The sequence below is a fragment of the Dactylosporangium sp. CS-033363 genome (assembly GCF_050942475.1).
GTDB lineage: Bacteria > Actinomycetota > Actinomycetes > Mycobacteriales > Micromonosporaceae > Dactylosporangium.
Window position 1 is genome coordinate 9,676,953 of sequence record NZ_CP192032.1, and the last position, 24,482, is coordinate 9,701,434.

A 24,482-nucleotide genomic window follows, 5' to 3' on the forward strand; every position below is an offset into this window, starting at 1 on the left:
AACCATCGTGCAGCACACACCGGGTGAGTACCGCGCGGGCTTCGCCTGCTTCGTCGGCCGTCCCAACGCCGGCAAGTCGACGCTGACCAACGCCATCGTCGGGCAGAAGATCGCGATCACCTCGCCGAAACCACAGACGACCCGGCACACCATCCGCGGCGTCGTGCACCGCGAGGACTCCCAGCTCGTGCTGGTCGACACGCCCGGGCTGCACCGCCCGCGCACGCTGCTCGGCGAGCGCCTCAACGACCTGGTCCGGGCGACCTGGAGCGAGGTCGACGTGATCGGCCTGTGCCTGCCCGCGGACGAGGAGATCGGCCGCGGCGACCGGTTCATCAGCGGCGAGATCGCCGAGCTCAAGGCCACCCTGGTCGCGGTCGTCACCAAGATCGACCTGGTCGACAAGGGGACCCTGGCCGAGCGGCTGCTGGCGGTGCACCGCCTCGCCGCGTTCGCCGACATCGTCCCGGTGAGCGCCCGCTCCGGCGAGCAGGTCGAGACCCTGGTCGACGTGATGGTCTCGCACCTGCCGAAGTCGCCGCAGCTGTACCCGGACGGCATGCTGACGGACGAGCCCGAGCAGGTCCTGATGGCCGAGCTCATCCGCGAGGCGGCCCTCGACGGGGTGCGCGACGAGCTGCCGCACTCGATCGCCGTCCTCGTCGAGGAGGTACTCCCCGAGGACGGCCTGACCCGCATCTACGCCGACATCTACGTCGAGCGGCCCAGCCAGAAGGCGATCGTCATCGGTCACCAGGCGAGCCGGCTCAAGGAGGTCGGCACCCGCGCCCGCCGCGAGATCGAGGACCTGCTGGGCGGCCGGGTGTACCTGGACCTGCACGTGCGCGTGGCCAAGGACTGGCAGCGCGACCCGAAGCAGCTTCGCCGCCTGGGCTTCTGATGTCCGGGGGCGGTTCTGGCTTTCGCGGGAAGCTGTACCGGGACGACGCCGTGGTCCTCCGGGTGCAGAAGCTCGGCGAGTCGGACCGGATCATCACGCTGTTCACCCGCCACCACGGCCGCATCCGCGCGGTGGCCAAGGGCGTGCGCCGCACCACCTCGAAGTTCGGCGGGCGGCTGGAGCCGTTCGGCCACATCGACGTACAGCTGCTGGAGGGCCGGACGCTCGACGTCATCAGCCAGGTGGAGGGCGTCGACCTGTTCGGGCGCCGCTTCCTGGAGGACTATTCGCGCTACACCGTGGCGAGCGCGATCGCCGAGACCGCCGAGCGCCTGACCCCGATCGAGCAGGAGCCCTCGCTGCGGCTCTTCCAGCTCACGCTGGGCGCGCTGCGGGCCCTGGCCGTGGCCGAGCACGCCTGCAGCCTCGTGCTGGACGCGTACCTGCTGCGCGCGATGGGCGCCGCGGGCTGGGCGCCGGCGCTGCGGGAGTGCGCGGTGTGCGGTACGCGCGGCCCGCACCGCGGCTTCTCGATCCCGGCCGGCGGCGCGGTCTGCCCCGACTGCCGCCCTCCCGGCGCGGCCCACCCCGCCCCCGCCACGATCGACCTGATGACCGCCCTGGCCGAGGGCGACTGGACGGTGGCCGACGCGGCCTCCCCGGTCCATCAGCGCGAGGCGAGCGGCCTGGTGGCCGCGCACCTGCAGTGGCACCTGGAACGCTCCCTGCGATCACTACCCTTGGTTGATCGCGAGGAGCGCCCCCGCCCCGTTTCTGGAAAGGACCGTCCGTGAGCAGCAACTTCCGCCCGCCGTCCGTGCACCCGACCGGTGCCCGCCCGCCGGCGCTGCCGAAGGAGGCCGTGCCCCAGCACGTGGCGATCATCATGGACGGCAACGGCCGCTGGGCCAAGGAGCGCGGGCTCCCCCGCACGGCCGGCCACACCGCCGGCGAGGCCGCCCTCTTCGACGTCATCGAGGGCGCGCTCGAACTCGGCGTGAAGTACGTCAGCGCCTACGCCTTCTCCACGGAAAACTGGAAGCGCTCCCCGGACGAGGTCCGCTTCCTCATGAACTTCAACCGCGACGTCATCCACCGCCGCCGCGACGAGTTCCACGAGATGGGCATCCGGGTCCGCTGGGCCGGCCGCCGCCCCCGCCTCTGGCGCTCGGTGATCTCGGAGCTGGAGTACGCGGAGCAGCTCACCCGCCACAACAACCTCCTCACGTTCACCATGTGCGTGAACTACGGCGGCCGAGCGGAGATCGCGGACGCGGCGGCCCGCATCGCCGCCGACGTGAAGGCGGGGCGCCTGAAGGCCGACCGCATCACGGAGAAGACCTTCGCCCGCTATCTGGACGAACCGGACCTGCCGGACGTCGACCTCTTGATCCGCAGCTCGGGCGAGATGCGGACGTCGAACTTCATGATCTGGCAGGCGGCGTACGCCGAGTTCGTCTCGGTGGACACGCTCTGGCCCGACTTCGACCGGCGCCACCTCTGGTACGCCTGCGAGGTCTACGCGAAGCGCGACCGCCGCTTCGGCGGAGCCATCCCGAATCCCGTCATCCCCACACTGACTGTCTAGCCGTTCCGTGGGGGAGGCTCCGCCTCCACCCACACCCCCTCACGGTCTCCGGCTCGCGTTCTGGCCTTGTGGGGCTTGGGTCACGAAATGTCGGGCGCTGGCGCGCCCGACATTTCGGACTTATCAGCATTTAGTCACCCACCGTAGTGCCGCGCCACGAAACCGCAGCTCACGCCCTTGCGATGCGGCTCGTCATGCGCTCTGCCGCAACGGCGAGCGAGCGTGGCCGGCCGCCGCTCCTGCGGTCGACGGCACCACGTTCCTGGCCCGCCGTGCGCAGGCCCAGGCCGACCTTCACGATGCGACGGGCATGGGCCGACGCGGGCCGACGCGGGCCGACGCGGGCCGACGCGGGCCGACGCGGGCCGACGCGGGCCGACGCGGGCCGACGCGGGCCGACGCGGGCCGACGCGGGCCGACGCGGGCCGACGCGGGCCGACGCGGGCCGACGCGGGCCGACGCGGGCCGACGCGGGCCGACGCGGTCAGTCGGTGACGGTGGCGAAGACGGTGGCGTCCGGGGCGGCCAGGTGGATCGGCGCCCCCGGCGACACGTCCCGCACCGCCGCGTGCCCCACCGAGTCCAGCGTCGAGGCCTCCGTGACGACCGCGGCCGCCTCCAGCTTCGTGGCCCCGGACGAGACGGCCGAGGCCACCGCGAGCTGCAGGGCCGTGAGCGAGAGCGACGGCAGCGCGACCGAGGCCGCGTTGTACGTCCGCCCGTCCTGGTCCCGCACCGCCGCGCCCTCCACGGCGCCGATGCGGGCTCGGGCCGCGCGGGCCAGGGTCACCAGTTTGGCGTCCTCGGCGGACAGGTCAGGCATCGGCGTGCTGCCTCTCGGTCTCGTGACTGGCCTGGTCCTCGTCGTCGGGGTCGGCCCGGCGTACGAGGACGGTGTCGATGCGGTTGCGCCGGCCCGCGGTGCCCTCGGCCACCAGGACCAGGCCGCCCACCACCGCCGTCGCGCCCGGGATGGGGACGCGGCCCAGGGCCTGCGCCAACAGGCCGGCGACGGTCTCGACCTCGTCGGCCGGGAGCTCGACGCTGAACAGCTCGCCCAGGTCCTCGATGGGCAGGCGGCCGACGACGCGGATCGAGCCGTCCGGGAGCTCCTCGACCGGCGGGCGCTCGGCCACGTCGTACTCGTCGGTGATCTCGCCGACGATCTCCTCGAGGATGTCCTCGATGGTGACCAGGCCCGCGGTGCCGCCGTACTCGTCGATGATCACGGCCATGTGCGTGCGCGCCGCCTGCATCTCGCGCAGGAGGTCGTCGACCGGCTTGGACTCGGGCACGAACGTGGCGTCGCGCATGACCTGGGCGACCGGCATCTCGCCGGCTCCGGACTCGTTGCCGGCGGTACGGCGAACCAGGTCCTTGAGGTACACGATGCCCAGAATGTCGTCGACGTTCTCGCCGACCACCGGGATGCGCGAGAACCCGCTGCGCATGGCGAGCATCAGGCCCTGCCGCACGGTCTTGTGGGCCTCTATCCAGACCATCTCGGTGCGCGGCACCATGACCTCGCGGGCGATGGTCGTGCCCAGGGCGAAGACCGAGTGGATCATGTCGCGCTCGCCGTGCTCGACCACGCCGCGCTGCTCGGCGATGTCGACCAGTTCGCGCAGCTCGATCGTGGTGGCGAAGGGGCCCTCGCGGTACCCCTTGCCGGGCGTCACCGCGTTGCCGATGAGGATCAGCAGCCGGGCGAGCGGCCCGAGCGCGGTGCCGAGCCAGCGCACGAGCGGCGCGGCGAAGCGGGCCACGTGGTACGCGTGCTGGCGCCCCATCGTGCGCGGGGCCACCCCGACCACCACGAAGTTGATGACGGTCATGACCCCGGCCGTGATGAGCGCGGCCAGCCAGTCGCGATGGCCCCCGACGGCGGCCGCGGTCTCGAGCGCGACGAGCGTCGTCGCCGTCAGCTCGCACAGCAGTCGCAGGAGCAAGAGCAGGTTGATGTACCGTGCCGGGTCCGCCGCGATCGATTCCAGCGCCCCGGCCCCGGGCTTCCCCTCGCGGGCCAGTTCGTGCGCACGAGCGGGCGACACGACGTTCAGCGCGGCGTCGGTCATCGCAAACAGCCCCGCGAGGACGACCAGTCCGGCCGCCGTAGTCAGCAGTGTGGCGTCGCTCACAGTGTCACGACTTTCGCCAGCTCTCCAGCAGCCTCGCCTGCAGGCCGAACATCTCGGCCTCCTCCTCGGGTTCCGCGTGGTCGTACCCGAGCAGGTGCAGAATCCCGTGCACGGTCAGCAGCGCCAGCTCGTCGATCGTGGCGTGCCCGGCGGCGGCGGCCTGCTTGGCGGCCACCTCCGGGCAGAGCACGATGTCGCCGAGCAGCGCCGGCTCGCCGGAGCCCTCGCCCGGCCCGTGGTCGACGCTGCCCTCGTCCATCGGGAAGGCCAGCACGTCCGTCGGGCCGTCGCCGTCCATCCAGCGGTGGTTGAGCTCGGTCATGTACTCGACGTCGACGCACAGGATCGACAGCTCGGCGAGGGGGTTGACCCCCATCTCGTCGAGCGCGTGCCGAGCCACCGCGAGGACGGTGTCGGAGTTGACGTCGACGCCGGACTCGTTGGCGATCTCGATGGACAACAGCGCTCCCGTGGCTATCTGCGTCGCCCGGGCCGGCCGCCCTGTGCGGCACGGTCCGGGACTGCGCGCACCGGCTGCTGAGCCTCCTGCGCTTCGTCCCATCGGGCGTAGGCGTCGACGATCTCACTGACCAGCCGGTGGCGCACGACGTCGGCGCTGCCGAGCTGGGCGAAGTGGACATCCTCGACGCCGTCGAGGATGTCACGGACGACCCGGAGGCCCGAGCGGGTACCCCCCGGCAGGTCGACCTGCGTCACGTCGCCGGTGACGACGATCTTCGAGCCGAAGCCGAGCCGCGTGAGGAACATCTTCATCTGCTCGGGCGTGGTGTTCTGGGCCTCGTCGAGAATGATGAAGGCGTCGTTGAGGGTGCGGCCGCGCATGTACGCCAGCGGCGCCACCTCGATCGTCCCGGCCGCCATCAGCTTCGGGATGGACTCCGGGTCGAGCATGTCGTGCAGCGCGTCGTACAGCGGCCGCAGATACGGATCGATCTTGTCGTACAGCGTCCCGGGCAGGAAGCCCAGCCGCTCGCCCGCCTCGACCGCCGGGCGCGTCAGGATGATCCGGTTGACCTGCTTGGCCTGCAGCGACTGGACGGCCTTGGCCATGGCCAGGTACGTCTTGCCCGTACCGGCCGGGCCGATGCCGAACACGATCGTGTGCTGGTCGATCGAGTCGACGTAGCGCTTCTGCCCCAGCGTCTTGGGCCGGATGGTGCGGCCCCGCCGGGACAGGATGTTGAGGGTCAGCACCTCGGCCGGGCGCTCGGTGGTGTTCTGCTGCAGCATGCCGACGGTGCGCCGGACGTTGTCCGGAGTGAGCGTCTCGCCCTTGCGCACCAGCTCGATGAGCTCGCTGAAGATGCGCTCGGCCATGGCGTTGTCGGCGGCCGCGCCGGTGATGGTGATCTCGTTGCCCCGCACGTGCACATCGCTCTGCACCGACCGCTCGACGAGCTTGAGGATCTCGTCGCCGGCCCCGAGCAGCCTGACCATGACGTGCGGGTCGGGAACAGTGATCTTGCTGATGGCCCGCACGGGCGGCTCCGACGAGGTTGCCGGCACGGGGTTCGGGGTCTCGGTCATACCTTGGCCCACGGTGGGCCTCAAGCACCTGCTTCCGGGCTCGCTCCAGTCTGGGCTCATGTCCAGGCTCTTCATGGTATCGGCTACCCGCTGCAGCGACCCGCCCGATTTTTTCCACCGGCCCGGTCCGGTGCCCCGGCGCGGCGCCGAACCCGTCCGGGGCCGGAAAACGGGCACACCTCCCCGAACGTGTTCGGCCGTTCATGCCGTCTGCGCCGAAACCGCCACGAAGGACCCGCCTGCGCTGGTAGGGAGGCAGTTGACCGATTTCCCGAGGAGGCCGCAAGCCATGGTCGAGCGCACCGGATACATCGACGGCGAGCCCTGCTGGGCGGATGTCGTGGCGGCCGACGTACCGGCCGCGCAGCACTTCTACGCGACCGTGTTCGGCTGGGAGTACGCCGACACCGGGGCCGACTTCGGCAACTACGTGATGTGCCTGAGGAACGGCCGGATCGTGGCCGGCATGAGCCCCCCGATGCCCGGCTCCGAGCAGCTGCCGGCCGCCTGGAGCCTGTACCTCATGTCGCACGACCTCGCCGAGACGTCCCACCGCATCGAGGAGCACGGCGGCAAGCTGCTCGTCGCGCCGATGGACATTCCGGACAACGGCCGGATGCTGTTCGCCATGGACCCGTCGGGCGCGGCGTTCGGCGCGTGGGAGCCGGGCCGGCACACCGGCTCGCAGCTGTTCGACGAGACCGGCGCCCTGTGCTGGGCCGAAGTGACGACGCGAGAGCCCACCGTGACCGACTTTTTCTACCACGGCCTTTTCGGGTACCGCCAAATCAAGGTCCCCGGCACCGCCGATGCCGACGACGAGCCGTTCGACTACTCAGCGTGGAGCCTCGGTGACGCCGACCCGGTCGCCGGGCGGCTCACGATGACGTCGGAGTGGGACGGCGTGCCCGCCCACTGGTCCGTCTACTTCGCCACCGACGACACCGACGCCGCCGCGGAGCGCGTCGTCCAGGCCGGCGGCCGCGTCCAGCACGGCCCCTTCGACTCCCCGCACGGCCGCCTGGCCGTGATCGAGGACCCGAACGGGGCGGTCTTCACGATGATCAATCGCTAGCAAGAGGCCGGATCAGAACTGGTGCCCGTCGAACGCTTCCTGCCCGCGCGTGAAGCGGTACGTGGCCCAGTGCATCCGCACCACGATCCCGTCGGCGTCGCGGGTGAGCCGCAGCAGCTCGCCCGCCTCCCGCCCGGAGACGGTCCGGAACACGTCCGGCTCCCCGTCGACGGGCGCGAACACGGCCGGCGGCCGCTTGCCCGGAGCGTCGATGGACCGTGCGTGCAGCATCCCGTCGTGCCAGCTGAACGCGTACTCGAAGCCCTCGCCCCACCATCGCCCGAGCACAGCGCGGTACCGTGGCGGCGCCTGCGGCCCGGGAACCCACGGCGCGATGTCGGCGGGGTCGTGCTCGACCACGGCCTCGAGCAGCTCGTGCGGCAGCTCGCAGATCTCCCCGGCGGTACCGGATGATCCCAGCGACGCCACCCCCAGCGCCCGGGGCGTGCCGGAGCCGCCGGCCCGGCCGTAGGCGCCGGCCAGGAACCCCGGCATGGCCCCGTCGTGCCCGACGTGCACGATCCGCTCCCCGCCCGGCCGCGGGTGCAGCACCAGCCCGAGCCCGAACCCGCGCGCCCAGAGCACATCCTCGGTGACCACCTGTGGTACCCGCATCTCCTCGACCGTCGCCGCCGACAGCACGGTCCCGTTCGGGTCCATCTCCCGCGGATCGGCCAGGAAGGCGGCCCACCGCGCCAGGTCGGCCGCGGTGCTCCACAGCTGCGCGGCCGGCCCCACGGCGCCGAAGTCGGTCGGCGGCTCGGGATGGGCATAGTCGGACCAGGCGTCGACCTGGTACCCGGTGATCGGCCGCTCCGGCGTCACCGCCGTGTCATGCAGCCCGAACGGGTCGAGAATGCGGTCCTGGAGCACCTCGGCCCAGGTACCTCCGCGCAGCCGCCCGACCAGGTGCCCGAGCAGCGCGATGGCCAGGTTCGAGTAGTGGAACCGCAGCCCCGGCCGCAGCACCTGCTCGGCCCGGTCCAGCCTGGCCAGCAGGCCCTCGACGTCGGGCGCCTGCATGGTGTCCCACACGTCCCCGAACGGCTCGCGCTGCAGCCCCGACAGGTGCGAGAGCATCCGCCCCACGGTGAGCTCCCCGTGCGCCTTGACGGGCAGGTGGCGCGCGATCTGGTCGTCGAGGTCGAGCAGGCCCTCGTCGCGGCACTGCATCACCAGTACGGCCGTGAAGGTCTTGGTGATCGACCCCATGCGCAACTGACTGCCGGCGTCGACCCCCGCACCGACCTGAAACGTCCACAGCGGACGGTCGGCCCGATGCACCGCGACGCTCAGGGCCGGAACCCGAGCCTCGGACTGAACCTGCCGGGCCATGCGCTCGTACCGCTGCGACACCTTCACCCCCGCATCCTATGGGCGTTTACGCTCTCGCCATGACTGCACGCAGGGTCCTCGTCACCGGCGCGGCGCGCGGCATCGGCGCCGCGATCGCCCACTCCTTCGCCGCGCAGGGCGACCGGGTGGCCGTCCACCGCCGCTCCCCCGCCCCGCTGGACCTCCCAGGCACGGGCCACGCGCTGGTGACGGGCGACCTGACCGACCCTTCCGCGGTGCGCGCCTTGGTCGACGAGGCCGCGGCAGCCCTGGGCGGCGGCCTGGACGTCGTGGTCAACAACGCCGCGGTGTACGTGGAGCACAAGATCGCGGAGACCACGTACGAGCAGTGGCAGGCCGCCTGGCGCGCAACCCTGGACGTCGACCTCCTGGCCCCGGCGAACATCTGCTGGTGCGCGGCCCGCCACCTGCCCCGCGGCGGCCGCATCATCAACGTGAGCTCGCGGGGCGCTTACCGCGGCGAGCCCGACCACCCCGCGTACGGCGCGGCGAAGGCTGCGTTGAATTCGATGACGCAGAGCTTGGCCAAGGCGCTCGCTCCGCGGGGCATCGCGGTGTCGGCGGTCGCGCCCGGCTTTGTCGCCACGGACATGGTGGCCGACTTGCTGGCTTCTCCGGAAGGCGCCGTCATCCGCGCTCAGAGCCCGTTCGATCGGGTCGCCGAACCGTCCGAGATTGCCGACGCGGTGCTGTTTCTGGCGTCCTCCGAATGGGCCTCCGGGACCATTCTCGACCTGACCGGCGCCAGTTACTTTCGGTAGGAGGAGACCGCTCTACCAGCGCCCGAGTCTGACGGAAAGTGCCGCAACAGCCGCCGCCCCCGCGGTCGAGGTCCGCAATACTTCGGGCCCCAGCCGCACGGCCGTCCCCCCGATGGCGTCCAATTCCTCGGGCGCCACGCCGCCTTCCGGCCCGACGACGAGCGTGATCTCTCCGGAAGCGGGCAGCGGCACGGCGGAGAGCGGTACCGAAGCCTCCTCATGCAGCACCAGCACCGTCCCCGACAAGGAGAGCTGCCGGGTCGCGCAAGCCGCGGAGACCGCGGGAACCCAAGCCCGCCGCGACTGCTTCGCCGCCTCGCGTGCCGTGGCCTGCCAGCGCAGCAAGGGCCGCTCGTCCTTCCACCTGGCGATGCTCCGCGCGGCCTGCCAGGGCACGATGCGGTCCACGCCGACCTCGGTCAGCAGTTGTACCGCCAGTTCCGCCCGCTCCCCCTTCGCGATGCCCTGCACCACGGTCAGTGACGGGTCGGGTGCGGGTACAAACGCAGGCTCATCGAGCGCGAGCGTCAGAGCACCCTTGCGGGCCGAAGTAACCACGCCGCGGACCAGGCCGCCCGCGCCGTCCGACAGGAGCAGGGCCTCGCCTGGCAGGAGACGCTGCACGTCGGCGGCGTGGTGGCCCTCCGGGCCGTCCAGGACGTGGGACGGGCCCGAGGGGAGAGCGGCGACCAGGAAGAGCGGCAGGCTCACGCGTGGCCGTTGAAGGCGTCGCGCATGCGTGAGAAGAAGCCGCCCTGCTTCGACAGCTCGGCGACCTCCTCGCCCCGGGTGCGGGCGAACTCGCGCAGCAGGCGCTCCTGCTCCGGTTCCAGGCGGGTCGGGGTGCGCACGTCCAGGTGCACGTACAGGTCGCCCCGGCCGGCGCCGCGCAGGTGGGGGACGCCCTTGCCGCGGATGCGCAGGGTCGAGGTGGGCTGGGTGCCCGCCTTGACGTCGACCGTCTCCTCGCCGTCCAGGGTCTTGATGGTCAGGCGGGTGCCGAGCGCGGCGGCGGTCATCGGGACCGTGACGCGGCAGTGCAGGTCGTCGTCCTTGCGCGAGTACACGTCGTGCGGGCGCTCGTGGATCTCGACGTAGAGGTCGCCGGGCGGGCCGCCGCCGGGGCCGACCTCGCCCTGCTGGGCCAGGCGGATGCGCATGCCGTCCTCGACGCCCGAGGGGATCTTGACGGTGAGCGAGCGGCGGGTGCGGACCCGGCCGTCGCCGCCGCACGTGGCGCAGGGGTGCGGGATGACGGTGCCGAAGCCCTGGCATGCCGCGCAGGGGCGGGCCGAGACGACCTGGCCGAGGAACGTGCGCTGGACCGACTGGACCTCGCCGCGGCCCTGGCAGATCTCGCAGGTCTGCGGGTGGGTGCCCGGCGCGGTGCCGGCGCCCTGGCAGGTGGTGCAGACCACGGCGGTGTCGACCTGGATCGGGGCCTCGACGCCGAACGCGGTCTCGTGCAGGTCGAGGTCGAGGCGCAGGATCGCGTCGGCGCCCGGGCGCACGCGCGGGCGGGGCCCGCGGGCGGACTGGGTGCCGAAGAAGGCGTCCATGATGTCCTGGAAGCCCACGAACGCGCCGCCGGCGGGGCCGCCCCCGCCGCCGCTGGGCGCGAGGGGGTCGCCGCCCAGGTCGACCATCTCCCGCTTGCGGGGGTCGGACAGGACCTCGTAGGCGGCGTTGATCTCTTTGAACTTCTCCTGCGCCGCCGGGTCGGGATTCACGTCCGGGTGGAATTCGCGGGCCAACCGCCGGTAGGCCCGCTTGATCTCATCGGCTGTGGAGTCCCGCTTGACGCCGAGAATCCCGTAATAGTCCTTCGCCACTGAGTCCTATGCCCCTGAGATAGATGTCAACTCTGTGCCAGCAGGTCGCCGACGTAGCGTGCCACGGCCCGCACGGTCGCGATGTTTCCGGGGTAGTCCATGCGGGTCGGGCCGAGCACGCCCATCCCGCCCACCACCATGGTGCCGGGTCCGTAGCCGGTCGCCACGATCGAGGCGGTGCGCAGGTCCTCGATCTCGTTCTCGTCGCCGATGCGCACCCGGGTCATGCTGGGCTCGACCTCGCCGAAGAGCTTGAGCAGGATGACCTCCTCCTCGAGGGCCTCGAGGATCGGGCGCAGCGAGCCCTGGAAGTCCAGCAGCCCGCCGCGGGCCAGGTTCGCGGTGCCGGCGAGCGCGATGCGCTCCTCCGTCCGCTCGACCAGCGTCTCCAGCAGCACCGTGGACAGCGCCGTCATCGGCGGCCGCAGGCTCGCCGCGGTCTCCTCGACCAGCGCCACGACCAGCGGCGGCGTCTCCGCCAGCCGCTTGCCGACGAGCTTCTCGTTGATCATGCGGCGCAGCTCGGTGACGTCGTCGGCCAGGATCGGGCCGGGCAGGTCCACGAGGCGCTGCTCGACCCGGCCGGTCTCGGCGATCATGACGACCATGAGCCGGGTGGTGGAGATCGGCACCAGCTCGAAGTGCCGCACGCTGGCCCGCGACAGGCTCGGGTACTGCACCACCGCGACCTGCCGGGTCAGCTGGGCGAGCAGCCGGACTGTGCGGTGCACCACGTCGTCGAGGTCGACCGCGCCGATCAGGAACCGCTCGATGGCCCGGCGCTCGGCCTGGCTCAGCGGCTTCACCCGGGAGAGTTTGTCGACGAACAGCCGGTAGCCGGCGTCGGTGGGCACCCGCCCCGCACTGGTGTGCGGCTGCCGGATGTAGCCCTCCTCCTCCAGGACCGCCATGTCGTTGCGGACCGTCGCCGGGGAGACCCGCAGGTTGTGCCGCTCGACGAGCGACTTGCTCCCGACCGGTTCCTGGGTGGCGACGTAGTCCTCGACGATGGCGCGAAGCACTTCGAGCTTCCGCTCGTCAAGGCCCATGGCACCTCCTCGAGGACTGGCACTCCCAACTGGTGAGTGCCAGTCTACGTCAGTCGCGCGAGGGCACGCGATGATCGTTTGGCGCACGATAGTCGCCAGTGATCCTGGGCTGGGCAAAAGTTGTCCAAAAGACGTCATGTCGTGTCGCTGGCGCCACTTGATCGATGCACCTACCGTGGCCCCATGAGTGAACCACCTCGCCCCCCGGGGGACTACGGCATGCCGCAGGACCCCAACTCCGGGTACCCCCCGCCGTCCAGTGGTGGCGGGGCCTACGGCACCCCGCCCACCTCGGGCGCCGGCTACGAGCAGCCGGGTTACCAGCAGCCGGGATATCAGCAGCAGCCCGGCGGCTACCAGCAGCCCGGATACCAGCAGCCGGGGTACCAGCAGCCCGGTTACCAGCAGCCCGGCGCCTACGGGCAGCCCGGCGCGCCGGCCGGCTACGCCAACAGCGACGAGAAGACGTGGGCGCTCATCGCCCACTTCGGCGGGATCATCGTCGGCTTCATCGCCCCGCTGGTCGCGCTCCTCGCGAAGGGCAACGAGTCGCCGACGGTCAAGGCGCACGCGAACGAGGCCCTGAACTTCCAGATCACCTGGGGCATCGCCATGATCGTGGCGGTGATCGTCTCGATCTGCTCGTTCGGGATCCTGTTCTTCCTGCCGTTCCTCGTGTGGATCGTCATCATCGTGTTCGGCATCCTCGGTGGCATGAAGGCCAACAACGGGGAGCTGTACCACTACCCGATGACCATCCGCCTGATCAAGTAGGCCTCACGGGGTGGCGCGGGCTCACGTCAGAGCCCGCGCCACCCCGTCGGCGAGCAGCCGGCCCCGCAGCGTGAGCACCGCCCGGCCGGCCGCGAAGGCCCCGGCATCGAGCTGCCCGTCGGCCAGGCAGTCCCGCGCGCCCGCCAGACCGGCCGCGTCCAGCGCATCGAGCGGCAGCCCGTCGGCGAGCCGGATGCGCAGCAGCACGTCCTCCATGTGCCGTTCTTCCGCCGTCAGTACCTCCCGTGCCTGCCCCGGCGACGCCGAGTCCGCCAGCCGCGCCGCATAGGCGTGCGGGTGCTTGACGTTCCACCAGCGCACCCCGCCGACGTGGCTGTGCGCGCCCGGGCCGAGCCCCCACCAGTCCCCGCCGCGCCAGTACAGCTCGTTGTGCCGGCACGGCGAGTCCGTGGACCAGTTCGACACCTCGTACCAGGTGAAACCGGCCGCGTGCAGGGCCTCGTCGGCGGCCAGGTAGCGGTCGGCGGCGACGTCGTCGTCCGGGTACGGCAGCTCCCCGCGGCGCATCCGCGCGGCCATCCGCGTGCCGTCCTCGACGATGAGCGCGTAGGCGCTGACGTGGTCCACCCCCGCGTCGATCACGGTCGCGAGCGACGCCGCGAAGTCCTCGGGCCGCTCCCCCGGCGTGCCGTAGATCAGGTCCAGGTTGACCCGCTCGAAGCCGGCCACGCGGGCCTCGGCGGCGGCCGCGGCGGGCCGGCCCGGGGTGTGCCGGCGGTCCAGGACGGCCAGCACGTGCGGGGCGGCCGACTGCATGCCGAGCGAGATCCGGTTGAACCCGGCCGCGCGCAGCTCCCGCAGGCCGGCCGGGTCGACCGACTCCGGGTTGGCCTCGGTGGTCACCTCGGCGTCCGCGGCCAGGCCCCACGTGCGGTCGATGCCCTCCAGGATGCGCCCGAGCTCGGCCGGCGGCAGCAGCGTCGGGGTGCCGCCGCCGAAGAAGACCGTGTCGACACGGGGCGGGCCGACCACCTTCGCGGCCAGGGCCAGCTCGTCGAGAACCTGCTCGGCGTACCCGGCGCTGAGCACGCCCTCGCCGGCCGTGTAGGTGTTGAAGTCGCAGTACCCGCAGCGGGTCGCGCAGAAGGGCACGTGCACGTACACGCCGAAGCCGCCGCGGCCCGCCCCCTCCGCGACGCCCGGGGGGAGGGCGCCGTCACGGGGTACCGGCTCGCCTTCTGGTAGTGCTCCTGGCATTTCACTAGTGTGCCCGCATGTCTCTGGTGCGATCCGAAACGGCCCGGGGCGTGGCGACCCTCACCCTGGACAGCCCGCCCAACCGCAACGCGCTGTCCACGGCGCTCATCGAGGAGCTGCTGGCGGCGCTGGCCGCGGCGGACGCCGACGACGCGGTCCGCGCGATCGTGCTCACCCACACCGGCCCGGTGTTCAGCTCCGGCGCCGACCTGAAGGAGACCGCGGCCGCCATCGGCTCCGGCAGGCCGCCGATCAGCCGGCTCGGCGACGTCCTCACCGCGATCTGGGAGGGCCGCAAGCCGGTCGTGGCGCGGGTGGCGGGCCCGGCGCGGGCGGGCGGGCTCGGCCTGATCGCCGCGGCCGACCTCGCCGTGTGCAGCACCGAGGCCACGTTCGCCTTCACCGAGGTCCGCATCGGCGTGGTGCCGGCCGTGATCTCGGCCACAGTGCTCCCGCGCCTCTCGTCACGAGACGCCGCCGAGTTGTACCTCACGGGCTCCACCTTCGACGGCCCGCGCGCCGAGCGGATCGGGCTGGTGACCGCCGCCGTCCCCGCCGAGCAGCTGGACGAGGCCGTGGCGGGCTACGTGGCCGCCCTGGTCCGCGGCGCCCCCGGGGCCCTGGCCGGCACCAAGGAGCTGCTGCGCAGTCGCCGGTCCGACACCTTCGGTGACCAGATCCGGGCCCTGACGGCGCTGTCCGTCTCCTACTTCGGCTCACCCGAGGGCATGGAGGGCATGCTGGCGTTCCGGGAGAAAAGGGACCCGAACTGGGTACCCGACGGCGCCGCCTGACACCGTCGGCCGGCCCGGTGCACGTACGCTGTTCGCTCTGATCTTCTTGACCTTCTCGTGACCTCGGAGGGACGTCCCGATGCGCGCGCGGCGAACCGTCACGATCGCGGCCCTGGCGGCCGTGGCCGTGGCGCTGTGCGCGTACGTCGTCATCAACAAGATCGGCAAGGACCTCCCGCTGACCATCGCCACCGGCCGGGCCTGCGTCGTGAACGCCGGCAACGCGGCCGTGGGGACCGGCGGCGATGCCGCCGAGGTCGAGCTCGACACCGAGCAGCTGGCCAACGCGGCCACCATCACCGCCGTCGGGCTGACCCGCAAGGTCCCGCACCGCGGCCTGGTCGTCGCCCTGGCCACCGCCTGGCAGGAGTCGAAGCTGGAGAACCTCACCGGCGGCGACCGCGACTCGATCGGGCTGTTCCAGCAGCGGCCGAGCCAGGGCTGGGGCAAGCCGGAGCAGATCGCCGACCCCCGGTACGCCGCCAACGCCTTCTTCACCGCCCTGCTCAAGGTCAAGGGGTGGGAGACCATGCGGGTCACCGACGCCGCCCAGCAGGTGCAGCGCAGCGCCCACCCCGAGGCGTACGAGAAGTGGACCGACGAGTCCGAGACCATGGTCAAGGCGCTCAGCGGCGAGGTCACCGGCGCGGTCGCGTGCAGCGTCACCGAGGAGGCCAGCCACGGCCCGGAGGCGGTCAAGTCGCTCGGGGCGAGCCTGAAGCTGGACTGGGGCAGCGTGAAGACCACGGACGTGCAGAACGTCGTCGGCGTCGCGCTGAAGGTCAACGAGGCGAAGTCCGGCTGGCAGTACGCCCACTGGCTGGTCGCCCACGCGCAGGACCAGGGCGTGAAGCGGGTCGTCTACGGCGACATGCAGTGGACGGCCGCGAGCGGAGCGTGGGCGCACGTGACGGAGCGTGGCGGCATCGACGCCGGTCCCGGCGGGGAACGGGTCGTCGCCGAGGTCTACTGAGGACCTTGACGTTCCGCGCGACCAGCGGGTTGTCACCCGATCGGACATTGTCAGGTGGCCAACTCCGGAGTCTGTCGCTCATACACCTCGCGTTACCATCGGTCGTTCGAGACAACGCGAGCGCACGACAAAGGTAAGGGGAGGACATGACGTCCGCTGCACCCGACTACGGCGGCCTCACCGGCTACGAGCCGATCAGCGAGGCCGACCGCAAGGAGTTCCTGGACAACGGCTTCCTGCTCGTTCGCAACGTCCTCACCGAGGACCACCGCAACCAGCTCGAGGCCGCGATGGACCGGGTCTACGGGGAGGAGAAGGCGGCCGGCTCCAAGAGCATGAAGAAGGACGGCACGCTGCACCTGCTGGGCTTCCTCAACCGCGACGAGCTCTTCGGGCACCTGCTGACCCAGCCGACCATCTTCCCCTACATGTGGGGCCTGGCCGGGTGGAACATCTACACGCACCACAACCACCTGGACGTGACCCCGCCCACCTCCGAGGAAGAGCCGCCCTCGTGGGGCTGGCACCAGGACGGGTACCGCCAGAACTCCGACCCGGAGACCATGGACCCGAACCTGCCGCGGCCCATGTTCTCGCTGAAGGTCGCGTACGTCATCTCCGACCTGTCGGAGACCGGCCGGGGCGCCACCAAGGTGATCCCGGGCAGCCACCTCTGGAACTCGCTGCCCCGCCCCGCCGACACCACGGTGCACAACCCCGACCCCGAGGGCACCGTCGAGATCACCGCGAACCCCGGTGACTGCTTCATCTTCGACCGCCGCCTCTGGCACTCCCGGTCGCCCAACTACTCCGCGATCACGCGCAAGATGCTGTTCGTGGGCTACACGTACCGGTGGATTCGCATCCTCGACGACATGCCGATCGACTTCGACGGCGAGTGGTGGAACAACCGCACCCCGGTGCAGCGCCAGCTGCTCGGCGAGGCGAGCCACACGGCGAACTACTGGGGCATCAACTGGAACGGCTACATCGACGAGGAGATTCCGCTCCGCAAGGAGCTGAAGACCCGCGGCCTGCTCGACCGTTCCATTCCCTGGCTTCGTTAAAGAATTGTCAGACGCGCAACGCCCCCGGCCATTCGAGGCCGGGGGCGTTGCGCGTTTTGCAGATGGTGAAACTTACAGGGCGCGGCGGCCGCGGCCGGCGAAACCGGCCACCAGGGCCACACCGATGGCGGCCACGACGACCTGGACGAGCAGCTCGCCCCAGTCGACGCCCGGGGTGTCCGTCGAGATGCCGATGGCGTTGGCGATCAGCGTGCCCAGGAAGGCGGCGATGATGCCGACCACGATCGTCAGCCAGATCGGCAGGTTCTGGCGGCCGGGGACGACCAGCCGGCCAAGCGCGCCGATGATAAGACCGACGATCAGCGCGGTGATAACTCCGGTGACAGTCACTGGTCTTCCTCCTTTTACCAAGCTCAACCAGGGGGGTCGTGCTTTGCGGTTGAACTTGTATTGCCCGGAGGCTCAGTGCGCCAAACGCGATCTAGAACGACCAATGACCGGATTGCGCAATACCGCGTCCATCGTCGGGAACGCCATCTCCGGCGGGTCGTCCAGGGGCAGCCAGGTGTACTCGCTCGCCTCCGCCGGATCGAGCACGATCTCGCCGCCGGCGATGGTCGCCAGCCAGAAGCAGTCCAGCACCGGCAGGCGCTCGCCCTGGAAGTCGTAGGAGCCGATGTGCATCCCGGCGAACTCGCCCAGCTCGACGGCGACCCCGAGCTCCTCGCGGGCCTCGCGCACGGCGGCGTCGGCCGGGTGCTCGAAGCCGTCGCAGAACCCGCCGGGCAGGTCCCACCAGCCCGCCCGGGGGTCGCGGGCCCGCCGGACGGCCAGGAACGTCCCGTCGCGCACGATGATGACGGTGCCGGTCGGGCGGGGATTGAGGTAGGCCTCGAAGCCGCAGGCGCCGCACTTGGCCGGCAGGGACCCCGTGGGGGCCCCGCAGCGGGGACAGTGCCTCATTTCTTGGGCTTGTCCCCCGCCGGGGCGTCGGAGGTCGACAGCGCGGCGATGAAGGCCTCCTGCGGCACCTCCACGCGCCCGACCATCTTCATCCGCTTCTTGCCTTCCTTCTGCTTCTCCAGCAGCTTGCGCTTGCGGCTGATGTCACCGCCGTAGCACTTGGCCAGCACGTCCTTGCGGATGGCGCGGATCGTCTCGCGGGCGATGATCCGGCTGCCGATGGCGGCCTGGATCGGCACCTCGAACTGCTGGCGCGGGATCAGCTTCTGCAGCTTGCCGGCGATGGTGACGCCGTAGTTGTACGCCTTGTCCTTGTGCACGATCGAGCTGAAGGCGTCGACCGGCTCCCCGTGCAGCAGGATGTCGACCTTCACCAGCTCGGACGCCTGCTCGCCGGAGGGCTCGTAGTCCAGGCTCGCGTAGCCCTTGGTGCGGCTCTTGAGCTGGTCGAAGAAGTCGTAGATGATCTCGCCGAGCGGCAGCGTGTAGCGCAGCTCGACGCGGTCGGCGGACAGGTAGTCCATGCCCAGCAGCGTGCCGCGGCGGCCCTGGCACAGCTCCATGACCGCGCCGACGTAGTCGTTCGGGGTCAGCACCGTGGCCCGGACCGTCGGCTCGAAGATCTCGCCGGTCTTGCCGTCCGGGAACTCGCTGGGGTTGGTGACCGCGACCTGCGTGCCGTCGGTGGTGATCACGCGGTACACCACGTTGGGCGCGGTCGAGATCAGGTCGAGGTTGAACTCGCGCTCCAGCCGCTCCTGGATGATCTCCAGGTGCAGCAGGCCGAGGAAGCCGCACCGGAACCCGAAGCCCAGGGCCGCGCTCGACTCCGGCTCGTACACCAGGGCGGCGTCGTTGAGCTTGAGCTTGTCGAGCGCGTCGCGCAGGAGGGGGTAGTCCGAGCCGTCGATCGGGTACAGCCCGGAGTACACCATCGGCTTGGGGTCTTTGTAGCCCCCCAGCGGCTCGGTGGCGGGCTTGGCGTTGATGGTGACGGTGTCGCCGACCCGGGACTGCCGCACGTCCTTCACGCCGGTGATGAGGTAACCCACCTCGCCGGCGCCCAGGCCGTCGCCCTTGATCGGCTCGGGCGAGATGACCCCGATCTCCAGCAGCTCGTGCACGGCGCCGGTGGACATCATCTTGATCCGGTCGCGGGCGCCCAGCCGGCCGTCGACGACCCGGATGTAGGTGACGACGCCGCGGTAGACGTCGTAGACCGAGTCGAAGATCATCGCGCGGGTGGCGCCGTCCTGGCCGGGCGTCGGGGCGGGCATCTGCCGCACGATCTCGTCGAGCAGGTGCGGGACGCCCACGCCGGTCTTGCCCGAGACCCGCAGGCAGTCGTCCGGCTCGCAGCCGATGAGGTGGGCCAGCTCCTCCGCGTACTTCTCCGGCTGCGCGGCCGGCAGGTCGATCTTGTTCAGCACGGGGATGATCTGCATGTCGTTCTCGAGCGCGAGATACAGGTTGGCCAGCGTCTGCGCCTCGATGCCCTGGGCCGCGTCGACCAGCAGGACGGCGCCCTCGCAGGCGGCCAGGCTGCGCGAGACCTCGTAGGTGAAGTCCACGTGGCCCGGGGTGTCGATCATGTTGAGGACGAAGCCCTCGCCGGCCAGGCCGCCCTCGCGCACCGTCCAGGGCATGCGCACGGCCTGGCTCTTGATCGTGATGCCGCGCTCGCGCTCGATGTCCATGCGGTCGAGGTACTGCGCCCGCATCTGCCGGACGTCGACCACCTCGGTGAGCTGCAGCATCCGGTCGGCCAGGGTCGACTTGCCGTGGTCGATGTGGGCGATGATGCAGAAGTTGCGAATCCGGTCCGGCGCGGTGGCGCCGGGGCGGTTCGCGCCGGGGTCGATCGTCGGTGGCACAGGCGTCCGTTCCTCATCGGGCTGGGGATCTCCTACATCGTCCCACGCCCGCCGCGAAACCGGCTCACGGCCGTGCCACCCGGGGATCTCTTCCGGGTCGGTTTTCCGGATTCCCGGCCAGTCCCACGCATATTTCGGGCACTATGGGGTACAGCGCCCAGGCGGGACGAGTCCGAGAGGCCCGTGAGAGCCGGCCGAGAGGACATCGAGAGACCTGCATCGAATACTGGACCGCGGTCCCCCGTCCACGTCCGGGACGAGGGTCGGCGAGTCAGGTCGCGCGCCCGGCCTCGCCGGCCGGGCGTCACGTGGGATCGCATCAGGCACGCTCCGGAGCGGGTCCTGTCGCCTTCACCCGCGGCCGCAGGGCTGGACAACTGAACAGGCTCGGCCCGCGCCCGCACGGCGGACGCTAGAGCAGTGCGCCCTCGTCGTGGAGCCAGTCGACGAAGCCGAGGGCCACCACGGCCGCGCAGTCGACGAGCTCGGCGATGAGCGCGTCGTGCACGCCCGACAGCAGGGGCACCTGCATCTCGGCGTAGATGGGCAGCTGGCCGCGGTCGGTCGGGTCGGCCACATACGCCTTGTAGAAGCGGCGCGTGTGGTTCCACTCGTTGATCACCCGGTAGGCGCGGTCGGACCAGTCCGGCGGCACGGTCGCGTGCGGCCGGGCCCGGATGACCAGGATCTCGTCCGACGGCCCCTCCAGCGCGAAGAGCACCGCGTGGCGCTCCCACAGCGCGAGCAGGCTGCCGTCGCCGTCGGTCAGGTATCGGATGTCGAGCTTCTCGAGGGCCTCCGCGACCCGTAGCAGTGTCACCGGCGCGATGACGCCCGCGCCGTCCTCCTGCGGCTTCTCGCACGCTCCGTCGATCGTCGGGGTCGCGTCTTCCCGCGGCAGCTGAGCGACGATCGAGTCGGTCTTCGACCCGTTCGCCTGCTCGGCCCGCCATGGCCACCTTGGCATCGTCCCGGCTCCCTGCTCCCCCGTGCGCCTCCACCCGCATGTGCGGTCCGTCGCCGAGTGAATTCGCTCGGCGGTGGACCCGAAAGAGGACGGTACCCGTTCGGCCGAGTTTCAGCAGCCCCCAATTTCACCCTCGCACCACCCGTTCGGGTGAGGGTCTTACAGCCGTCTATCCGATGAGGGGCGACCCGCCCCCACGATGCCAGGCAGAGCCATATGCGCAGGCCAGGGCCGTCCATGGGCCCGAAATCCGGACATCGACGAAGTCTCCGGAGCCGTCGGCGACGAAGCCCATCCGGATGACCGCCTGGACCAGCCGCTGCGAGACCGGTATACGCCGGCCACCCTCGGTGGTCACCACGATCGGCTCGTGATCGAGCAGCGCGTCGCGCAGCATCCGGGAGCCGACCGGCCGGCCGCCGACCCCCTCGGCGGCGGCGGTGCGCAGGGTCGCCGCGGCGGCCGCCCCGACCCGCAGCACGTCGGCCGCGGGGATCCGCTCGACGACGGTGCCGGGCAGCGGCGGGAGCGACCAGCGCCAATCCGTGTCCCGCGATGTGGGAACGCGCTCATCGACCGGGCCGAGCAGCTCGCGGGCCGCGACGGTGCGGTCCCGGTCGACCCAGGCGGGCACCCCGCGGCAGACCAGCACCCCCCACGGCAGCCGCGACCAGAGGGCCACCGCGCCCTCCCCGGCGGGGCGCAGCCGCACGACCGCGCCGGGGTCCAGGCGGGCCACCCGCGCGGCGAACGCGCGGGCGTCGGTACGGCCGGAATCGGCCAGCCAGCCCAATTCCTAACCGGTTTCCGCGTAGGGCGAGAGGAACTCCCGCTCGATGTCGCGCACCCGGCGGGGCCGGCCGGCCTCCAGGTCGTAAGGGACGCACACCGTGCGCGCCCTTGACGCGAGCTCGTCCCCGTCGAAGAGCTCGTAGGCCACCGTCAATCGAGAGACCCGGATCTCCTCGATCCACAGCTCGATGCGGACGGGGTCGCCGTAGTCGACCGGCCGGAGGTAGTCGATCTCATGACGTGAGATGACGATGCCGTTCTCGAACGACTCCAGGCCGGCCGCCCGGGCGGCGGTGAACATCAGGGCAACGCGCGCCTCCTCGTAGAGCGTGAGGAAGCGCGCGTTGTTGACGTGCCCGTACGCGTCCAGGTCGGACCAGCGCAGGGCGCAGTGATAGATGAACCGGGCCACCTACTGAGCCGTCACCGTCAGTCGCGGGTGAGCTTGCGGTAGGTGACGCTGTGCGGCCGGGCCGCCTCGGCGCCGAGCCGGTCCACCTTGTTCTTCTCGTACGACTCGAAGTTGCCCTCGAACCAGAACCACTTGGCCGGGTTCTCGTCGTCGCCCTCCCACGCCAGGATGTGGGTGGCCACGCGGTCCAGGAACATCCGGTCGTGGGAGATGACCACGGCGCAGCCGGGGAACTCCAGCAGCGCGTTCTCCAGCGAGGAGAGCGTCTCGACGTCGAGGTCGTTGGTCGGCTCGTCCAGCAGGATCACGTTGCCGCCGATCTTCAGCGTCAGCGCGAGGTTGAGCCGGTTGCGCTCACCGCCGGAGAGCACCTTGGTCGGCTTCTGCTGGTCCGGGCCCTTGAAGCCGAACGCGGCCACGTAGGCCCGCGAGGGCATCTCGACCTTGCCGACCATCAGGTGGTCCAGGCCGTCGGAGACGACCTCCCACACCGTCTTGTCGCCGTCGAGGCCGGAGCGGTTCTGGTCGACGTAGGACAGCTTGACCGTCTCGCCGACCCGGACCGAGCCGGCGTCCGGCTTCTCCAGCCCGACGATGGTCTTGAACAGCGTGGTCTTGCCCACACCGTTGGGGCCGATGATGCCCACGATGCCGTTGCGGGGCATCGTGAACGACAGCCCGTCGATCAGCACGCCGCGCTCGTCGAAGCCCTTGACCAGGTCCTTGGCCTCGATCACGAGGTTGCCCAGGCGCGGGCCCGGCGGGATCTGGATCTCCTCGAAGTCCAGCTTGCGGGTCTTCTCGGCCTCGTTGGCCATCTCCTCGTAGCGCTCGAGGCGGGCCTTGGACTTGGTCTGCCGGGCCTTGGCGTTGGACCGGACCCACTCGAGCTCCTCGCTGAGGCGCTTCTGCAGCTTCTGGTCCTTGCGGCCGGCCACGGCGAGGCGCTGGGCCTTCTTCTCCAGGTAGGTGGAGTAGTTGCCCTGGTAGCCGTGGACCTGGCCGCGGTCGACCTCGGCGATCCACTCGGCCACGTGGTCCAGGAAGTACCGGTCGTGGGTGACGGCCAGCACGGCGCCGGCGTACTTCTGCAGGTGCTGCTCCAGCCAGTTGACGCTCTCCGCGTCGAGGTGGTTGGTCGGCTCGTCCAGCAGCAGCAGGTCGGGCGCCTCGAGCAGCAGCTTGCACAGCGCGACGCGGCGGCGCTCACCCCCGGAGAGCTGGGTCACGTCGGCGTCCGGCGGCGGGCAGCGCAGGGCGTCCATGGCCAGCTGCAGCTTGGAGTCGATGTCCCACGCGTCGGCGTGGTCGAGCTCCTCCTGCAGGCGGCCCATCTCCTCCATGAGCTCCTCGGTGTAGTCGGTCGCCATGAGCTCGGCGACCTCGTTGAACCGGGCGAGCTTGGTCTTGGTGTCGGCGACGGCCTCCTCGATGTTGCCCAGGACCGTCTTGCTCTCGTTGAGCGGCGGCTCCTGCAGCAGCATGCCGACGGTGTAGCCGGGCATGAGCCGGGCCTCGCCGTTGCTGGGCTTGTCCAGCCCCGCCATGATCTTGAGCAGGCTCGACTTGCCGGCGCCGTTCGGGCCGACCACACCGATCTTCGCGCCGGGCAGGAACGACAGCGTGACGTTGTCGAGCACGACCTTGTCGCCGTGCGCCTTGCGCGCCTTCTCGAGCACGTAGATGTACTGCGCCACGGTGCGCCCCTACCTCCGGTCAGCTGTATGTGTGCGAAATGTTTGCATGCGGATGGCCCCAATCTTTCCAGGCCCGCCGCGAACCGCCCAACCGGCCCCTCACGGAGCGGGGTAGGCCTGGATCGCGCCGTAGGTCCGGGTGCCGATCGACAGGCCCCGCGGGGTCACCACGTAGGTCACGTCCTGGTTGGTCACCGCGTAGGTCCGGTTGCCGCGGTCCTGCACGTCGGGCCGCAGCAGGCCGTTCTTGCCCTCCTCCGGGATCTCGCCGCCGTCGTACCAGTTCTCCTTGCGGTCGTGGCCCTGGTACCACAGCCCCGAGCCGTCGCTCTCGCGGCAGATCCAGGCCTCCTTGTTGCTGTCCGTCCGCACGTACTGCACCTGCTTCAACGGCGTCGCGGCGTCCGGGCGCAACTGCTTGGCCGCGGCGCTGATGAACGGCGGGCAGTCCACCACCTTGACGGGCGGCGCGGCGCCGGCCGACGTCACATCAGACGGTACCGCCGACGGAACGTCACCGGATGCTGACTTATCCTCATCGATGTCGCGTAAACCGAGCACGTATCCGAACAGCGCCCCGACGACGGTGAGGATCAGCAACGACAGCAGAACGACGGTGGGGGTGCGGCTCGATCCCTGTTCGGGTTGATCGGCCCCGATTCGCGACATGCACAGCAGGATCGCACCTGTGAGCCAGCACTCCGCATGCTGCCAGGTCGCTACGGGGATCAGTAGGCTGAAA

General features: G+C 70.9%; 26 protein-coding genes. 9 read left to right on the forward strand and 17 right to left on the reverse strand.

Annotated elements, in window-relative coordinates; translation table 11 throughout:
• Nucleotides 1-7 precede the first annotated feature (7 nt).
• From era to ACQPZ4_RS44635, 3 genes are read left to right on the forward strand one after another with little or no spacing between them, the layout of a single operon-like run.
• The gene (gene era / locus ACQPZ4_RS44625) at nt 8-901 is read left to right on the forward strand and encodes a GTPase Era (protein ID WP_433050692.1); all 894 of its coding nucleotides are present in this window, start codon (nt 8-10) and stop codon (nt 899-901) included.
• Nucleotides 901-1,695 (forward strand): DNA repair protein RecO, encoded by a 795-nt coding sequence (gene recO / locus ACQPZ4_RS44630; RefSeq protein WP_433050695.1) that lies wholly within the window; start codon nt 901-903, stop codon nt 1,693-1,695. Before era ends, recO begins: the two co-directional genes overlap by 1 nt.
• Nucleotides 1,692-2,489 (forward strand): isoprenyl transferase, encoded by a 798-nt coding sequence (locus ACQPZ4_RS44635; protein WP_433050698.1) that lies wholly within the window; start codon nt 1,692-1,694, stop codon nt 2,487-2,489. The genes recO and ACQPZ4_RS44635 overlap by 4 nt, the downstream gene beginning before the upstream one ends.
• Nucleotides 2,490-2,973: 484 nt before the next feature.
• On the opposite strand, the gene ACQPZ4_RS44640 is transcribed toward ACQPZ4_RS44635, so the two are convergent.
• From ACQPZ4_RS44640 to ACQPZ4_RS44655, 4 genes are read right to left on the reverse strand one after another with little or no spacing between them, the layout of a single operon-like run.
• Nucleotides 2,974-3,312 carry a cytidine deaminase gene (locus ACQPZ4_RS44640; RefSeq protein WP_433050701.1) on the reverse strand — a complete coding sequence of 113 codons (339 nt, stop codon included), beginning with the start codon at nt 3,310-3,312 and terminating at the stop codon, nt 2,974-2,976.
• Entirely contained in the window at nt 3,305-4,627 is a 1,323-nt protein-coding gene (locus ACQPZ4_RS44645; RefSeq protein ID WP_433050704.1) for a hemolysin family protein, read from the reverse strand. The genes ACQPZ4_RS44640 and ACQPZ4_RS44645 overlap by 8 nt, the downstream gene beginning before the upstream one ends.
• Before the next feature lie 4 nt (nt 4,628-4,631).
• Nucleotides 4,632-5,087 carry an rRNA maturation RNase YbeY gene (gene ybeY / locus ACQPZ4_RS44650; protein ID WP_433050707.1) on the reverse strand — a complete coding sequence of 152 codons (456 nt, stop codon included), beginning with the start codon at nt 5,085-5,087 and terminating at the stop codon, nt 4,632-4,634.
• A gap of 14 nt (nt 5,088-5,101) precedes the next feature.
• Complete coding sequence (locus ACQPZ4_RS44655) at nt 5,102-6,175, reverse strand: PhoH family protein (protein WP_433050710.1); 1,074 nt, start codon at nt 6,173-6,175, stop codon at nt 5,102-5,104.
• A gap of 289 nt (nt 6,176-6,464) precedes the next feature.
• Here ACQPZ4_RS44655 and ACQPZ4_RS44660 point away from each other — a divergent pair, with 289 nt between their 5' ends.
• Entirely contained in the window at nt 6,465-7,250 is a 786-nt protein-coding gene (locus ACQPZ4_RS44660; protein ID WP_433050714.1) for a VOC family protein, read from the forward strand.
• A 12-nt stretch (nt 7,251-7,262) separates the two neighbouring features.
• Here the strand turns inward: ACQPZ4_RS44660 and ACQPZ4_RS44665 are convergent, their stop codons facing one another.
• Nucleotides 7,263-8,585, reverse strand: a complete 1,323-nt coding sequence (locus tag ACQPZ4_RS44665) for a serine hydrolase domain-containing protein (RefSeq protein ID WP_433066962.1) — start codon at nt 8,583-8,585, stop codon at nt 7,263-7,265.
• 59 nt (nt 8,586-8,644) lie between these two features.
• On the opposite strand from ACQPZ4_RS44665, the gene ACQPZ4_RS44670 reads away from it, so the two are divergent.
• Nucleotides 8,645-9,367: an SDR family NAD(P)-dependent oxidoreductase gene (locus ACQPZ4_RS44670; protein WP_433050717.1), complete on the forward strand. Its 723-nt coding sequence runs from the start codon at nt 8,645-8,647 to the stop codon at nt 9,365-9,367.
• 12 nt (nt 9,368-9,379) lie between these two features.
• Here ACQPZ4_RS44670 and ACQPZ4_RS44675 read toward each other — a convergent pair whose 3' ends face one another.
• From ACQPZ4_RS44675 to hrcA, 3 genes are read right to left on the reverse strand one after another with little or no spacing between them, the layout of a single operon-like run.
• Nucleotides 9,380-10,078 (reverse strand): 16S rRNA (uracil(1498)-N(3))-methyltransferase, encoded by a 699-nt coding sequence (locus tag ACQPZ4_RS44675; protein WP_433050720.1) that lies wholly within the window; start codon nt 10,076-10,078, stop codon nt 9,380-9,382.
• The gene (gene dnaJ / locus ACQPZ4_RS44680; protein WP_433050723.1) at nt 10,075-11,199 is read right to left on the reverse strand and encodes a molecular chaperone DnaJ; all 1,125 of its coding nucleotides are present in this window, start codon (nt 11,197-11,199) and stop codon (nt 10,075-10,077) included. The genes ACQPZ4_RS44675 and dnaJ overlap by 4 nt, the downstream gene beginning before the upstream one ends.
• A 26-nt stretch (nt 11,200-11,225) precedes the next feature.
• On the reverse strand, nt 11,226-12,248 hold the full coding sequence (gene hrcA / locus ACQPZ4_RS44685) for a heat-inducible transcriptional repressor HrcA (protein WP_433050726.1): 1,023 nt from the start codon (nt 12,246-12,248) through the stop codon (nt 11,226-11,228).
• 183 nt (nt 12,249-12,431) lie between these two features.
• On the opposite strand from hrcA, the gene ACQPZ4_RS44690 reads away from it, so the two are divergent.
• Complete coding sequence (locus ACQPZ4_RS44690; RefSeq protein WP_433050729.1) at nt 12,432-13,022, forward strand: DUF4870 domain-containing protein; 591 nt, start codon at nt 12,432-12,434, stop codon at nt 13,020-13,022.
• Nucleotides 13,023-13,043: 21 nt separating this feature from the next.
• On the opposite strand, the gene hemW is transcribed toward ACQPZ4_RS44690, so the two are convergent.
• Complete coding sequence (hemW, locus tag ACQPZ4_RS44695; protein ID WP_433050732.1) at nt 13,044-14,240, reverse strand: radical SAM family heme chaperone HemW; 1,197 nt, start codon at nt 14,238-14,240, stop codon at nt 13,044-13,046.
• Nucleotides 14,241-14,257: 17 nt separating this feature from the next.
• On the opposite strand from hemW, the gene ACQPZ4_RS44700 reads away from it, so the two are divergent.
• The 3 genes from ACQPZ4_RS44700 to ACQPZ4_RS44710 all read left to right on the forward strand — a co-directional run bounded on the left by ACQPZ4_RS44700 (nt 14,258) and on the right by ACQPZ4_RS44710 (nt 17,074).
• On the forward strand, nt 14,258-15,034 hold the full coding sequence (locus ACQPZ4_RS44700) for an enoyl-CoA hydratase-related protein (protein WP_433050735.1): 777 nt from the start codon (nt 14,258-14,260) through the stop codon (nt 15,032-15,034).
• 79 nt (nt 15,035-15,113) lie between these two features.
• A complete protein-coding gene (locus ACQPZ4_RS44705; RefSeq protein ID WP_433050738.1) occupies nt 15,114-16,007 on the forward strand; it encodes a hypothetical protein in 894 nt (297 codons plus the stop codon).
• Nucleotides 16,008-16,153: 146 nt separating this feature from the next.
• A complete protein-coding gene (locus ACQPZ4_RS44710; RefSeq protein WP_433050741.1) occupies nt 16,154-17,074 on the forward strand; it encodes a phytanoyl-CoA dioxygenase family protein in 921 nt (306 codons plus the stop codon).
• 72 nt (nt 17,075-17,146) lie between these two features.
• On the opposite strand, the gene ACQPZ4_RS44715 is transcribed toward ACQPZ4_RS44710, so the two are convergent.
• From ACQPZ4_RS44715 to ACQPZ4_RS44750, 8 genes are all read right to left on the reverse strand, one after another.
• Nucleotides 17,147-17,425 (reverse strand): GlsB/YeaQ/YmgE family stress response membrane protein, encoded by a 279-nt coding sequence (locus tag ACQPZ4_RS44715; protein ID WP_433050744.1) that lies wholly within the window; start codon nt 17,423-17,425, stop codon nt 17,147-17,149.
• Nucleotides 17,426-17,497: 72 nt separating this feature from the next.
• The gene (locus tag ACQPZ4_RS44720) at nt 17,498-17,887 is read right to left on the reverse strand and encodes an NUDIX hydrolase (protein ID WP_433050746.1); all 390 of its coding nucleotides are present in this window, start codon (nt 17,885-17,887) and stop codon (nt 17,498-17,500) included.
• A 107-nt stretch (nt 17,888-17,994) separates the two neighbouring features.
• Nucleotides 17,995-19,872 carry a translation elongation factor 4 gene (gene lepA, locus ACQPZ4_RS44725; RefSeq protein WP_433050749.1) on the reverse strand — a complete coding sequence of 626 codons (1,878 nt, stop codon included), beginning with the start codon at nt 19,870-19,872 and terminating at the stop codon, nt 17,995-17,997.
• Between the two features lie 412 nt (nt 19,873-20,284).
• A complete protein-coding gene (locus ACQPZ4_RS44730; protein WP_433050752.1) occupies nt 20,285-20,839 on the reverse strand; it encodes a YbjN domain-containing protein in 555 nt (184 codons plus the stop codon).
• Nucleotides 20,840-21,008: 169 nt separating this feature from the next.
• Nucleotides 21,009-21,632 carry a hypothetical protein gene (locus tag ACQPZ4_RS44735; RefSeq protein WP_433050755.1) on the reverse strand — a complete coding sequence of 208 codons (624 nt, stop codon included), beginning with the start codon at nt 21,630-21,632 and terminating at the stop codon, nt 21,009-21,011.
• A 3-nt stretch (nt 21,633-21,635) separates the two neighbouring features.
• On the reverse strand, nt 21,636-22,043 hold the full coding sequence (locus ACQPZ4_RS44740) for an acyl-CoA thioesterase (RefSeq protein ID WP_433050758.1): 408 nt from the start codon (nt 22,041-22,043) through the stop codon (nt 21,636-21,638).
• 17 nt (nt 22,044-22,060) lie between these two features.
• On the reverse strand, nt 22,061-23,740 hold the full coding sequence (ettA, locus tag ACQPZ4_RS44745; RefSeq protein WP_433050760.1) for an energy-dependent translational throttle protein EttA: 1,680 nt from the start codon (nt 23,738-23,740) through the stop codon (nt 22,061-22,063).
• A gap of 99 nt (nt 23,741-23,839) precedes the next feature.
• Nucleotides 23,840-24,409: a hypothetical protein gene (locus tag ACQPZ4_RS44750; RefSeq protein WP_433050763.1), complete on the reverse strand. Its 570-nt coding sequence runs from the start codon at nt 24,407-24,409 to the stop codon at nt 23,840-23,842.
• Nucleotides 24,410-24,482 lie beyond the last annotated feature (73 nt).

Coding starts and splice junctions, on each gene's coding strand:
- ACQPZ4_RS44655 (WP_433050710.1), bottom strand. CDS start 6,175: ATGACCGAGACCCCGAACCCCGTGCCGGCAACCTCGTCGGAGCCGCCC.
- ACQPZ4_RS44670 (WP_433050717.1), top strand. CDS start 8,645: ATGACTGCACGCAGGGTCCTCGTCACCGGCGCGGCGCGCGGCATCGGC.
- ACQPZ4_RS44730 (WP_433050752.1), bottom strand. CDS start 20,839: ATGCCAAGGTGGCCATGGCGGGCCGAGCAGGCGAACGGGTCGAAGACC.
- ACQPZ4_RS44640 (WP_433050701.1), bottom strand. CDS start 3,312: ATGCCTGACCTGTCCGCCGAGGACGCCAAACTGGTGACCCTGGCCCGC.
- ACQPZ4_RS44660 (WP_433050714.1), top strand. CDS start 6,465: ATGGTCGAGCGCACCGGATACATCGACGGCGAGCCCTGCTGGGCGGAT.
- ACQPZ4_RS44750 (WP_433050763.1), bottom strand. CDS start 24,409: ATGTCGCGAATCGGGGCCGATCAACCCGAACAGGGATCGAGCCGCACC.
- ACQPZ4_RS44710 (WP_433050741.1), top strand. CDS start 16,154: ATGACGTCCGCTGCACCCGACTACGGCGGCCTCACCGGCTACGAGCCG.
- recO (WP_433050695.1), top strand. CDS start 901: ATGTCCGGGGGCGGTTCTGGCTTTCGCGGGAAGCTGTACCGGGACGAC.
- ACQPZ4_RS44665 (WP_433066962.1), bottom strand. CDS start 8,585: ATGGCCCGGCAGGTTCAGTCCGAGGCTCGGGTTCCGGCCCTGAGCGTC.
- ACQPZ4_RS44690 (WP_433050729.1), top strand. CDS start 12,432: ATGAGTGAACCACCTCGCCCCCCGGGGGACTACGGCATGCCGCAGGAC.
- hrcA (WP_433050726.1), bottom strand. CDS start 12,248: ATGGGCCTTGACGAGCGGAAGCTCGAAGTGCTTCGCGCCATCGTCGAG.
- ACQPZ4_RS44700 (WP_433050735.1), top strand. CDS start 14,258: ATGTCTCTGGTGCGATCCGAAACGGCCCGGGGCGTGGCGACCCTCACC.
- ACQPZ4_RS44705 (WP_433050738.1), top strand. CDS start 15,114: ATGCGCGCGCGGCGAACCGTCACGATCGCGGCCCTGGCGGCCGTGGCC.
- hemW (WP_433050732.1), bottom strand. CDS start 14,240: ATGCCAGGAGCACTACCAGAAGGCGAGCCGGTACCCCGTGACGGCGCC.